Here is a 12,039-nt window from a genome sequence, read left to right on the forward strand (position 1 = left end):
ACCCCCTGCCTGTGGACAACCTGATCGCCCCGTCGGCGCCGTGCGTTAGCTTCGAACTGTGAACGCAACCGGCTTCGAGCCCGCCCCCGACCAGGACACCGACCCGGCGTCCGCCCCCGGCCGCATCGTCCTGCTCACCACCAGCCACCGCGTCGCCCCCGGCCTGCTGTCCTGGCCCGCCTGGCAGGCGCTGCACGAAGCCGACCGAGTTCTGTGCGCGGACGGTGCCCACCCTCAGCTGCCGTATCTGCGGGAGGCGGGGATACCGGTCGACGAGACGTCCCCGACCGCGCAGGAACTGGTCCGAGCGTGCGCGGGCGGATACACGGTGGTCGTGGTGGCCACGGGTGAGGGCGAGCCGGCCCTCACGGACGGTCTGGCCCGCCTCGCCGGATCCGGACGCGTGCAGATGCCCGCGCTGGAACTGCTCCCTGCCTCATACGACCTGCCCGGCGCCCGGCTCCTCGACCTCGTCCAGGTCATGGACCGCATCCGCGCCGAGTGCCCGTGGTCCTCCCAGCAGACCCACGAGGGCCTCGCGAAGTACGGCATCGAGGAGGCGTACGAACTCGTCGAGGCGATCGAGGAGGGCGACCGCGACGAACTGCGCGAGGAACTCGGGGACGTGCTGCTCCAGGTCGTCTTCCACTCCCGGATCGCCGAGGAGGACCCGGACGCACCCTTCTCGGTCGACGATGTCGCCGGCGGCATCGTCGCCAAGCTCATCCACCGCCACCCGCACGTCTTCGGCGACGAGACCGCCAGCACCCCCGAAGAGGTCAAGGCCCACTGGCTGCGCACCAAGGCGATAGAGAAACAGCGCACCTCGGTGACCGAGGGCATCCCCCTCGGCCAGCCCGGCCTCGCCCTCGCGGCCAAGCTGGCGTCCCGGGTGCGGACGGCGGGGCTGGACGTCCCCCTCCCGAAGACCGAGGGCATCGGCTACGAACTCCTCGCCCTGGCCACCCGCGCGGAGGCCGAGGGCGTCGACCCGGAGGCGGCGCTGAGGGCTGCGGCACGGGTGTATCGGGATGCGATCCGGGAGGTGGAGGGGTGAGGGGGTGAGAGGGGGGAAGTAGCGCCGGTTGGGTGGGGGAGGGGCCTGGCAGGTGGGAGGAGGGAGGGCCCTCGGCACGTGCGGGAAACGGCAACGAGAACACCCCCTCACCCCGCCGGATAACGTCGAGGAGTGACCGACCAGCCCCCCGCCACCCCTGCCCCGCCCGCCTCCTCCGCCCCCGAGCTCTTCACCTGGGAGTTCGCCACCGACCCCTACCCCGCCTACGCCTGGCTCCGGGAACACGCCCCCGTGCACTGGACCCGATTGCCGAGTGGGGTGGAGGCCTGGCTCGTCACGCGGTACGGCGATGCCAAGCAGGCCCTCGCCGACCAGCGGCTCAGCAAGAACCCGGCGCATCACGACGAGCCCGCGCACGCCAAGGGCAAGACCGGTATCCCGGGGGAGCGCAAGGCGGAGCTGATGACGCATCTGCTGAACATCGACCCACCGGACCACACCAGGCTCCGACGGCTCGTCAGCAAGGCGTTCACGCCCCGGAGGGTCGCCGAGTTCGCGCCCCGGGTGCAGGAGTTGACCGACCGTCTCATCGACGGTTTCGCGGCCGCGGGCACCGCCGACCTGATCCACGAGTTCGCCTTCCCGCTCCCCATCTACGCGATCTGCGACCTGCTCGGCGTCCCGCGCGAGGACCAGGACGACTTCCGGGACTGGGCGGGCATGATGATCCGTCACGGCGGTGGGCCGCGAGGCGGGGTGGCGCGGTCCGTGAAGAAGATGCGCGGCTATCTCGCCGAGCTCATCCACCGGAAGCGGGAAGCGCTGCCCGACGAGCCCCCTCCCGGCGAGGACCTCATCTCCGCGCTCATCCGCGCCTCCGACCACGGGGAGCACCTCACCGAGAACGAAGCCGCGGCCATGGCCTTCATTCTTTTGTTCGCAGGTTTCGAGACCACCGTCAATTTGATCGGAAACGGTGCCTACGCCCTCCTCACCCACCCCGAGCAGCGCGACCGGCTGCAGGAATCCCTGGCCAGGCAGGAGAGAGGCCTCCTGGAGACCGGTGTGGAGGAACTGCTGCGGTACGACGGCCCGGTGGAACTGGCCACCTGGCGGTTCGCCACGGAACCCCTGCGGATCGGCGGGCAGGACATCGCCGCCGGTGACCCGGTGCTCGTCGTACTCGCCGCCGCGGACCGGGATCCGGAGCGGTTCGCCGACCCCGACGTGCTCGATCTGTCCCGCCGTGACAATCAGCACCTCGGTTACGGCCACGGCATCCACTACTGCCTCGGTGCCCCGCTCGCCCGCCTGGAGGGCCAGACCGCGATCGCCACCCTCCTCACCCGTCTCCCGGATCTCCAACTGGCGGTCGATTCGGCTGATTTGCGGTGGCGCGGGGGGCTCATCATGCGTGGACTGCGCACTTTGCCCGTGGAGTTCACGCCCGTCCGGTAATCGGCCGAGAGGCCCGTCCTGTCCCCGCATGGAGCGGGTAAACATGACGAGTCCTCAAGTTTGTGATCCTCACGTGATCTACGCGGCATTAACTTGTGACAAGTGATCGAACCCCTATACGTTCACGGACCAGCGCGGTGCCCCGCACCACTCGCCGCGCCGGTATTTGCTGTCTCGGGAAAGGTCCCCTCATGCTCTCCGGGAACGGTCGTCACCGTCGCCCCCGTCAGGCTCCCGCTCTCCTCGTGGCGGCCGGTGTGACGGGCTCTGCCATCGCGATCCCACTGCTCGGAGCGACCGGAGCGAGCGCCGCCACCGGCACCACCTGGGACCGGGTCGCGGAGTGCGAGAGCGGCGGCTCCTGGAGCGCCAACGACGCCAACGGCTACTACGGCGGCCTCCAGATGTCCCAGGAGAACTGGGAGAAGTACGGCGGCCTCGAATACGCCGAGACGGCGGACCTGGCCAGCCGCAACCAGCAGATAGCCGTGGCCGAGAAGCTCCTCGCGGACCAGGGCATCGCCGCCTGGCCCACCTGCGGTCTGCTCGGCGGTCTCAGCAAGGACTCGAGTGCGGCCGACGTGGACACGGGGGTGGGGAGCGAGACGCCCTCGCCCTCGGCGTCCGACTCGTCGGCATCATCCGGTTCATCCGGCTCGTCCGGTTCCTCCGACTCGTCGGGCGCCGGGGAGTCTTCCGGTCTGCTCGGCGCGCTGGACGGTTCGTCCGCCACTCCCTCGCCGTCGGCCACCGCCTCCAATGGCGACAGTTCCGCCAAGTCGGGCAAAAAGAACTCTTCGCCTTCCGGGGACTCCACCGCGGAGGACGCACAGCCTTCCGACAGCTCGCCCGTGGTGAGCCCGGAAGAGGACGAAGCGGACAAGTCGTGGCAGCAGGGCAGCTCTTCGGCCCTCGTGGACGTCGGCGCCCTCGGTTCCGGCAAGCACCGCGGCGGCAGCGCCGAGGAGAGTGCGACGAAGAGCACAGCCTCCTCCCCGGCCGGCCGGCATGCCGCGGGCACCTACACCGTCCAGGAGGGCGACTCGCTCGCCTCCATCGCCGACTCCCTTGGCCTCGACGGCGGATGGCGTGCCCTCTATGCCGAGAACAAGGACCGCATCGGGGCCGACCCGAGCGGCATCGTCGCCGGTCAGACCCTCGACACAGGGGTTGAATAGGGCTGAAAAGGCCTGAAAAACAGCGGGAGTTCACGTCACACTTCGCCACTGAATGTCCACTTTAGTGAAAGTGTGGGATGAGTCTCAGAAGCCCTGATCGTCTTTGAAATTCCGCCGAGCGCGTGTCTACGGTCGTGACCGCTCGGCAACCCGAGCCCCGTCTGTCGCAACGCCGAATCCTGCCAGCGGCCGTACGGGAACAGTCGTCGCGTCAAGCGCCGTAGGCAGGAGCGGGGGACCCAAGGTAAGTGCCGGGCCCAGCAGTTCACGCTGGACCGGCTTGGGGTGAAGCCGCGCATCGCGAGATGTGCGGCCGGGCAACTCAACCGGCCCGAACCCGACAGCTCACCTCGCAGGCGTCGGTGAGGGGATCCACCATGCTGTTTTCCGGTAAGGGCAAGCACCGTCGTCCGTCCAAGGCCACCCGTGCCGCCGCGCTTGCCGGTGTCACCGGTGTCGCCATCGCCGCCCCGCTGATGGCGGCCGGCAACGCCTCCGCCGCCACCGCCTCCGAGTGGGACACCGTCGCCCAGTGCGAGTCCGGCGGCAACTGGTCCATCAACACCGGCAACGGTTACTACGGCGGCCTGCAGTTCTCGGCCTCCACCTGGGCCGCGTACGGCGGCACGCAGTACGCCGCGCAGGCCAACCAGGCCAGCAAGTCCCAGCAGATCGCCGTCGCCGAGAAGGTCCTCGCCTCCCAGGGCAAGGGTGCCTGGCCGGTCTGCGGCAAGGGCCTGTCCAGCGCCGGCTACAGCGGCGGCAGCTCGTCCTCCTCCAGCTCCTCGAACTCCAGCTCCTCGAACTCCAGCTCCTCGAACACGAGCAGCCGTTCGACCGAGAAGCAGAGCGCCTCGCGTTCGGCGGACCGTCCGGCCGCCAAGAAGACCGTCACCACCCCGACCGGCAAGAAGGTCAAGAAGGGCGACGGCGAGTACAAGGTCGTCAAGGGTGACACCCTCAGCTCGATCGCCGAGAAGCACAAGGTCAAGGGCGGCTGGCAGAAGCTGTTCAAGCTGAACAAGGACATCATCACCGACGCGGACTTCATCTACCCGGGTCAGCAGCTGCACCTCAAGTAGGACCCAGCTGAACCACAGCGCCCTCACAACCGTGTCCTTCAGGATGAAGGCCTCGTGAGGGTCACCCCCCGTCCCCACGGGCTCCCCGCTCCGGTGCGTCTTCCCCCGTACGCACCGGGGCGGGGCTTTTCATGCCCCGTCGAGGCATGTCTTTGTTCAGTTCAGAAACAATTTACTCTCGGTTCTGTCCAGGGGGCGGTCCACACGGTGGCCGAACCCCCGGAGCCGGTTAGGCTCGGTCTCGCAGAACCCACCGCGGTCCCGGCGGACCGTGTCACATCCCAAGAAGGAGATGCTCGTGCCGTCCATCGACGTCGTCGTAGCCCGGGAAATCCTGGACTCCCGAGGCAACCCCACGGTCGAGGTCGAGGTCGGCCTCGACGACGGCAGCACCGGTCGTGCCGCCGTTCCCTCCGGCGCCTCCACGGGCGCGTTCGAGGCCATCGAGCTCCGTGACGGTGACCCGAACCGCTACCACGGCAAGGGTGTCGAGAAGGCCGTGCTGGCCGTCATCGAGCAGATCGGCCCGGAGCTGGTCGGCTACGACGCCACCGAGCAGCGTCTGATCGACCAGGCGATGTTCGACCTGGACGCCACCGACAACAAGGGCTCCCTCGGCGCCAACGCCATCCTCGGCGTCTCGCTCGCCGTCGCCCACGCCGCCTCCGAGGCCAGCGACCTCCCGCTCTTCCGCTACCTGGGCGGCCCGAACGCGCACCTGCTGCCGGTGCCGATGATGAACATCCTGAACGGCGGCTCGCACGCCGACTCCAACGTGGACATCCAGGAGTTCATGATCGCCCCGATCGGCGCGGAGTCCTTCTCCGAGGCCCTGCGCTGGGGCGCCGAGGTCTACCACACCCTCAAGAAGGTGCTGAAGACCAAGGGCCTGTCCACCGGCCTGGGCGACGAGGGCGGCTTCGCCCCGAACCTGGAGTCCAACCGCGCCGCGCTCGACCTCATCATCGAGGCCATCAAGCAGGCCGGCTACGTCCCCGGCGAGCAGATCGCGCTCGCGCTCGACGTCGCCGCGTCGGAGTTCTACAAGGACGGCAAGTACGAGTTCGAGGGCAAGTCCCGCTCGGCCGCCGAGATGACCGAGTACTACGAGGAGCTCGTGGCGGCCTACCCGCTCGTCTCCATCGAGGACCCGCTGTTCGAGGACGACTGGGCCGGCTGGAAGGTCATCACCGACAAGCTGGGCGACAAGGTCCAGATCGTCGGCGACGACCTGTTCGTCACCAACCCGGAGCGCCTGGCCCGCGGCATCGAGGAGGGCAGCGCCAACGCCCTGCTCGTCAAGGTGAACCAGATCGGCTCGCTGACCGAGACCCTGGACGCCGTCGAGATGGCCCAGCGCAACGGCTTCAAGTGCATGATGTCCCACCGCTCCGGCGAGACCGAGGACGTCACCATCGCCGACCTCGCCGTCGCGGTGAACTGCGGCCAGATCAAGACCGGCGCCCCGGCCCGCTCGGACCGCGTCGCCAAGTACAACCAGCTCCTGCGCATCGAGGAGATCCTCGACGACGCGGCGGTGTACGCCGGCCGCAGCGCGTTCCCGCGGTTTCGCTCTGCGAACTGATCAGCACAGCAAGGGCTGAGCAGCTTCAAGGGCTGACCCCGGCAGGGCTAAGCCTCAGCCAGTCGTACGTACGTCCCCGTACCGGTCCCGTACCGTGTGCGGGGACGTACGTACGTAGAAGGGGAGGCGGAGAGCCGATGGCCGTGAAGGACCGGGACCGTTTCTCCACCACGACCAGGATCAGGCTGCTCGGCGAGCAGACCGCGGCCCGGGTCTACCGTTCCCAGACCAAGCGGCAGGCCCGCCGCTCCCGGCTGACCGGCCGGGCCGCGCTGCTCGCCCTCGTGCTGTGCACGCTGGTGGTGGCGCTGGCGTACCCGATAAGGCAGTACGTCTCCCAGCGCGCCGAGATCGCCGATGTCCAGCGGGAGAAGGCGCGGGCCGCCGAGCGGGTCGAGAAGCTGCGCGACCTCAAGGCGCGCTGGCAGGACGACGCGTACGCGGAGCAGCAGATCCGGCAGCGGCTGCACTACGTGCTGCCGGGGGAGACGGGCTTCGTCGTCGTCGACCCGGACGCGGCGCGGCAGTCCCGCGCCGACCTGGGCGCGGCCGACCGCCCCTGGTACGCGAACGTCTGGGACGGGGTCGACAAGTCCGACGCCTCCGACCAGTGAACCGACCGATGGACCGATAGAAAGACAGGCATGGAAACGCCTCCGCCCTCCACCCCGCGCACCGAGCCGACCGACGCGGATGTCGAGGCCTTCAAGCAGCAGCTCGGGCGGCCGCCGCGCGGGCTGCGGGCGATCGCGCACCGGTGCCCGTGCGGGCAGCCGGACGTCGTGGAGACCGCGCCCCGGCTGCCGGACGGCACGCCCTTCCCGACGACGTACTACCTGACGTGCCCGCGCGCCGCCTCGGCGATCGGCACGCTGGAGGCGAACGGCGTCATGAAGGAGATGACGGAGCGGCTGCAGACCGATCCGGAGCTCGCGAAGGCGTACCGGGCCGCGCACGAGGACTATCTCGCGCGCCGCGACGCCATCGAGGTCCTGGAGGGCTTTCCGAGCGCGGGCGGCATGCCGGACCGGGTGAAGTGCCTGCACGTGCTGGTGGGCCACTCGCTGGCCGCCGGCCCGGGCGTGAACCCGCTGGGCGACGAGGCGATCGCGATGCTGCCGGAGTGGTGGCGCAAGGGGGCCTGCGTGACCCTGACCGAGCAGCAGGAGGACCCCAAGTGACCCGTGTCGCCGCCGTCGACTGCGGTACGAACTCGATCCGGCTCCTCGTCGCGGACTGTGACCCGGAGACCGGTGAACTGGTCGACCTGGACCGGCGTATGACCATCGTGCGGCTGGGGCAGGGGGTCGACCGGACCGGGCGGCTCGCGCCCGAGGCGCTGGAGCGGACCTTCGCCGCGTGCCGGGAGTACGCGGCGGTCATCAAGGAACACGGGGCTGAGCGGCTGCGGTTCGTCGCCACTTCCGCCTCCCGGGACGCCGAGAACCGGGACGAGTTCGTGCGCGGGGTCCTCGACATCCTCGGGGTCGAGCCCGAGGTCATCTCCGGGGACCAGGAGGCCGAGTTCTCCTTCACCGGGGCGACCAAGGAGCTCAAGGGCAGTGACCACCTGGCCAGGCCCTACCTCGTGGTGGACATCGGCGGGGGGTCGACGGAGTTCGTCGTGGGCGACGACCGTGTGCGCGCCGCACGTTCCGTGGACATCGGCTGTGTGCGGATGACCGAACGGCATCTGGTGCGGGACGGGGCCGTCAGCGACCCGCCCACCGACGCGCAGATCGCCGCCATAAGGAGCGACATCGAGGCCGCTCTCGACCTCGCCGAAGAGACCGTCCCGCTGTGCGAGGCGCGCACGCTGGTGGGGCTCGCCGGGTCCGTCACCACCGTGTCGGCGATCGCGCAGGAGCTGCCCGAGTACGACTCCCGGGCCATCCACCACTCGCGGGTCTCCCACGACCGTGTCCGTGAGATCACCGACTGGCTGCTGCACTCCACCCACGCCGAGCGCGCGGCCGTGCCCTCCATGCATCCGGGGCGCGTGGACGTCATCGCCGCCGGGGCCCTCGTACTCCTCGCGATCATGGAGCGGATCGGGGCCGAGGAGGTCGTCGTGAGCGAGCACGACATCCTCGACGGCATCGCGTGGTCGATCGCGTAGGCGCTGTCGGCACCTCTGCTGAGCAGGCAGAACAACGTATGAGCGCGTTCGGGGGGCCCTTCGGGCCCCTCTTTGACGTGTCGCCGAGAAAGTTCGTGAAGTTCTTCACAAGGAATTGGGTCCTGTCGGACGACGAATCTGGTCCGGTTGACCCTTCCGGGGGCTCAACACCCGTGTGAACACGTTCAAAACGGTGGGATGCGGGCTTCGGGGGAGGCGTGCACGAGGGGTCCGCGAGGGGCCCTCACGGGACCGGTTCCGGCACGGAGAGGCAGCTCACGCGGCATTGACAACGGGTCGCCCGATACGCTGGTTCCCGTTCCGCGCCATGACGTGGATCACGCGAGTCGCGGAGGATAACACACCCCTTGCAAGAGCTTGTGAAGGGGCGCACGAGCGACCCCCCTGAGGCGGGTGGATACTCGATGGCATGAGCACCACGGAGCGTCCCAGGATCCTCGTAGTAGGCGGTGGGTACGTAGGCCTGTACGCAGCTCGGCGCATTCTCAAGAAGATGCGCTACGGCGAGGCGACCGTCACGGTTGTCGACCCCCGGTCGTACATGACCTACCAGCCCTTCCTCCCCGAAACCGCCGCCGGCAACATCTCCCCGCGCCACGTCGTCGTCCCGCTGCGACGCGTGCTGCCGAAGGCGGAGGTGCTCACCGGCCGGGTCACCACCATCGACCAGGACCGCAAGGTCGCCACGATCGCCCCCCTCGTGGGTGAGGCGTACGAGCTGCCCTTCGACTACCTGGTGATCGCGCTCGGCGCGGTCTCCCGCACCTTCCCGATCCCCGGCCTCGCCGAGCAGGGCATCGGCATGAAGGGCATCGAGGAGGCCATCGGCCTGCGCAACCACGTGCTTGAGCAGCTCGACAAGGCCGACTCCACGACCGACGAGGAGATCCGCCGCAAGGCGCTCACCTTCGTGTTCATCGGCGGTGGCTTCGCGGGCGCGGAGACCATCGGCGAGGTCGAGGACATGGCCCGCGACGCGGCCAAGTACTACAGCAACGTCTCGCGCGAGGACATGCGGTTCATCCTCGTCGATGCCGCCGACAAGATCCTCCCCGAGGTCGGCCCCAAGCTCGGCCAGTACGGCAAGGAGCACCTGGAGAGCCGGGGCGTGGAGATCTACCTCTCCACCTCGATGGACTCCTGCGTCGACGGCCACGTGGTCCTCAAGAACGGCCTGGAGGTCGACTCCAGCACCATCGTGTGGACCGCCGGCGTCAAGCCGAACCCGGTCCTTTCCCGCTACGGCCTCCCGCTGGGCCCGCGCGGTCACGTGGACACCGCCCCGACCCTCCAGGTCCAGGGCACCGACTACATCTGGGCCGCCGGCGACAACGCCCAGGTCCCGGACGTCGCCGCCCGCAAGGCCGGCGTCGAGAACGCCTGGTGCCCGCCGAACGCCCAGCACGCGCTGCGCCAGGCGCGGGTCCTCGGCGACAACGTGATCTCCGGGATGCGGGGCTTCCCGCAGAAGGAGTACAGCCACTCCAACAAGGGTGCTGTAGCGGGTCTCGGCCTGCACAAGGGCGTCGCGATGATCGTCATGGGCAAGATGAAGATCAAGCTCAAGGGGCGTCTCGCCTGGTACATGCACCGCGGCTACCACGGTCTGGCCATGCCGACCTGGAACCGCAAGATCCGCGTCTTCGCCGACTGGACCCTCGGCATGTTCCTCAAGCGCGAGGTCGTCTCCCTCGGCGCCATGGAGAACCCGCGCGAGGAGTTCTACGAGGCCGCGCGGCCCGTGCCGGCCGCCGAGCCGAAGAAGACCGAGGCGAAGGCCTCCTGACCCACTCCGGTCACCTGACCGGCCCGGGTCGCTGATCCACCCCGAAGGACCTCCCGCCATCCGTGGTGCGGGAGGTCCTTCGGCGTTCCCGCGCTTCCCGCGCCCACCGGGTGTACATGGCTGCTACATGTGTTTTGCCCAGACGTGACCCGCCGAAGGGACTGCGCTCCGGCATGGCGCTGTTTACCCGGGTGGACAATTCCGGGATCCTCGTCACGGAGGTGTGCGCCATGGCAGGTGCCGCGCTGCGGCTCAGAGCCCTCTTCGAGCAGTTGCTGGGAGTACCGCTACCGGTGCGGATCCGCGCCTGGGACGGTTCGGAGGCCGGGCCGCCCGACGCGCCCGCGCTGGTCGTGCGCAACCGGCGTGCCGTACGCCGGCTGCTGTTCAAACCGGGCGAGCTGGGGCTTGCCCGCGCCTGGGTCGCGGGAGACGTGGAGGTCGACGGCGACCTCTACACCGCCCTCGGCCTGATCTCCGGACTCGTGTGGGAGCGCGGGGAGGACACCAGGACCCTCTGGCAGGCCCTGCGCGAACCCGAGGTGCGCTCCGCGGTACGCGGACTCGTCGCCCTCGCCGGGCCGCCGCTGCCGCCCGCCCCGCCGCCCGAGGAGGTCCGCCGGGTCCGCGGCCATCTGCACACCCGGCGCAGCGACAAGCGGGCCATCAGCCACCACTACGACGTCGGCAACGCCTTCTACGAGATCGTCCTCGGCCCGTCGATGGTGTACTCGTGCGCCTACTGGGCGGCCCCCGAACCCGAGGGCACCCTGGAGCAGGCCCAGCGCGACAAGCTGGACCTCGTCTGCCGCAAGCTCGGCCTGACGTCCGGGCAGCGACTCCTGGACGTCGGCTGCGGCTGGGGTTCGATGGCCATCCACGCCGCCCGCGAGTACGGCGTGAGCGTCGTCGGCATCACCCTCTCCCAGGAACAGGCGGCCTACGCCCGCAAGCGCGTCGCCGACGAGGGGCTCACCGACCGCGTCGAGATCCGGGTGCAGGACTACCGGGACGTCACCGACGGGCCGTACGACGCCGTCTCCTCCATCGGCATGGCCGAACACGTCGGCGCCGAACGGTACCTGGAGTACGCCGAGGACCTGCTCAAGCTGTTGAAGCCCGGCGGACGGCTCCTCAACCACCAGATCGCCCGGCGCCCGCACACCGACGAATCGGCGTACCACGTCGACGAGTTCATCGACTCCTATGTCTTCCCCGACGGCGAACTCGCCCCCCTCGGCACCACCGTGACCATGCTGGAGCGGGCCGGGTTCGAGGTGCGGGACGTCGAGTCGATCCGCGAGCACTACGCCCACACCCTGCGCCGCTGGGTCACCAACCTGGAGGCCCAGTGGCAGCGCGCGGTCCGGATCGCCGGCCCCGGGCGGGCCCGCGTGTGGCTGCTGTACATGGCCGCGAGCGCCCTCGCCTTCGAACGCAACCGCATCGGCGTCAACCAGGTCCTCGCCATCAGAACCCCCGAATCCGGCACCTCCGGCCTGCCCCTGAGATCCCGCACCTGGAACTGACGCCACCGTCCGCCCATGGGCACGGCGGCCCTGCCGGGCGGCCGGGGGGAGGGGTCAGCGCTCTCTCCGTGGCGGCCCCGCGTGCCGTGTGCCCGGGGGCGCGGCCGGGGGGTGCTGTACTTCCATGGGTACGGGAGCGACAGCAGTGCCGGCGCGGCCGGCCTGTCGGGCGACGGGGTGCCGGGCGGGAGGTGCCTGCCGCTACCTCTGTGGCGGCCCAGCGTGCCGTGTGCCCGTGGGTGGGCGGGAGTTGCTGTGCTCCC

10 protein-coding genes and 1 riboswitch are annotated in these 12,039 nt (G+C 69.6%); all 10 genes read left to right on the top strand.

Going from position 1 to position 12,039, the window contains the following annotated elements:
• Positions 1-58 precede the first annotated feature (58 nt).
• The 10 genes from ACIRP7_RS04775 (at position 59) to ACIRP7_RS04820 (ending at position 11,776) form a co-directional block, all read left to right on the top strand.
• Positions 59-1,057: a nucleoside triphosphate pyrophosphohydrolase gene (locus ACIRP7_RS04775; RefSeq protein ID WP_403653958.1), complete on the top strand. Its 999-nt coding sequence runs from the start codon at positions 59-61 to the stop codon at positions 1,055-1,057.
• A 132-nt stretch (positions 1,058-1,189) separates the two neighbouring features.
• The gene (locus ACIRP7_RS04780; RefSeq protein WP_403653961.1) at positions 1,190-2,476 is read left to right on the top strand and encodes a cytochrome P450; all 1,287 of its coding nucleotides are present in this window, start codon (positions 1,190-1,192) and stop codon (positions 2,474-2,476) included.
• A gap of 191 nt (positions 2,477-2,667) precedes the next feature.
• Positions 2,668-3,654: a transglycosylase family protein gene (locus ACIRP7_RS04785; protein ID WP_403653964.1), complete on the top strand. Its 987-nt coding sequence runs from the start codon at positions 2,668-2,670 to the stop codon at positions 3,652-3,654.
• Between the two features lie 206 nt (positions 3,655-3,860).
• A riboswitch (cyclic di-AMP (ydaO/yuaA leader) is annotated at positions 3,861-4,028 on the top strand.
• 3 nt (positions 4,029-4,031) lie between these two features.
• Entirely contained in the window at positions 4,032-4,736 is a 705-nt protein-coding gene (locus ACIRP7_RS04790) for a transglycosylase family protein (RefSeq protein ID WP_403653967.1), read from the top strand.
• 292 nt (positions 4,737-5,028) lie between these two features.
• Entirely contained in the window at positions 5,029-6,321 is a 1,293-nt protein-coding gene (eno, locus tag ACIRP7_RS04795) for a phosphopyruvate hydratase (protein ID WP_403654258.1), read from the top strand.
• A 137-nt stretch (positions 6,322-6,458) separates the two neighbouring features.
• The gene (locus ACIRP7_RS04800) at positions 6,459-6,935 is read left to right on the top strand and encodes a septum formation initiator family protein (RefSeq protein WP_403653970.1); all 477 of its coding nucleotides are present in this window, start codon (positions 6,459-6,461) and stop codon (positions 6,933-6,935) included.
• 30 nt (positions 6,936-6,965) lie between these two features.
• The gene (locus ACIRP7_RS04805) at positions 6,966-7,502 is read left to right on the top strand and encodes a DUF501 domain-containing protein (RefSeq protein ID WP_403653973.1); all 537 of its coding nucleotides are present in this window, start codon (positions 6,966-6,968) and stop codon (positions 7,500-7,502) included.
• Complete coding sequence (locus ACIRP7_RS04810; RefSeq protein ID WP_403653976.1) at positions 7,499-8,440, top strand: exopolyphosphatase; 942 nt, start codon at positions 7,499-7,501, stop codon at positions 8,438-8,440. The genes ACIRP7_RS04805 and ACIRP7_RS04810 overlap by 4 nt, the downstream gene beginning before the upstream one ends.
• A 430-nt stretch (positions 8,441-8,870) precedes the next feature.
• The gene (locus ACIRP7_RS04815) at positions 8,871-10,247 is read left to right on the top strand and encodes an NAD(P)/FAD-dependent oxidoreductase (RefSeq protein ID WP_352388250.1); all 1,377 of its coding nucleotides are present in this window, start codon (positions 8,871-8,873) and stop codon (positions 10,245-10,247) included.
• A gap of 230 nt (positions 10,248-10,477) precedes the next feature.
• Positions 10,478-11,776 (top strand): class I SAM-dependent methyltransferase, encoded by a 1,299-nt coding sequence (locus ACIRP7_RS04820; RefSeq protein WP_403654261.1) that lies wholly within the window; start codon positions 10,478-10,480, stop codon positions 11,774-11,776.
• Positions 11,777-12,039 lie beyond the last annotated feature (263 nt).

It is taken from the genome of Streptomyces sp. NPDC102270 (assembly GCF_044766405.1).
GTDB lineage: Bacteria > Actinomycetota > Actinomycetes > Streptomycetales > Streptomycetaceae > Streptomyces.

What these genes read in the sequence shown, in the direction of transcription:
- eno (WP_403654258.1), top strand. Translation starts at nt 5,029, where the DNA reads ATGCTCGTGCCGTCCATCGACGTCGTCGTAGCCCGGGAAATCCTGGAC.
- ACIRP7_RS04820 (WP_403654261.1), top strand. Translation starts at nt 10,478, where the DNA reads ATGGCAGGTGCCGCGCTGCGGCTCAGAGCCCTCTTCGAGCAGTTGCTG.
- ACIRP7_RS04800 (WP_403653970.1), top strand. Translation starts at nt 6,459, where the DNA reads ATGGCCGTGAAGGACCGGGACCGTTTCTCCACCACGACCAGGATCAGG.
- ACIRP7_RS04815 (WP_352388250.1), top strand. Translation starts at nt 8,871, where the DNA reads ATGAGCACCACGGAGCGTCCCAGGATCCTCGTAGTAGGCGGTGGGTAC.
- ACIRP7_RS04785 (WP_403653964.1), top strand. Translation starts at nt 2,668, where the DNA reads ATGCTCTCCGGGAACGGTCGTCACCGTCGCCCCCGTCAGGCTCCCGCT.
- ACIRP7_RS04805 (WP_403653973.1), top strand. Translation starts at nt 6,966, where the DNA reads ATGGAAACGCCTCCGCCCTCCACCCCGCGCACCGAGCCGACCGACGCG.
- ACIRP7_RS04790 (WP_403653967.1), top strand. Translation starts at nt 4,032, where the DNA reads ATGCTGTTTTCCGGTAAGGGCAAGCACCGTCGTCCGTCCAAGGCCACC.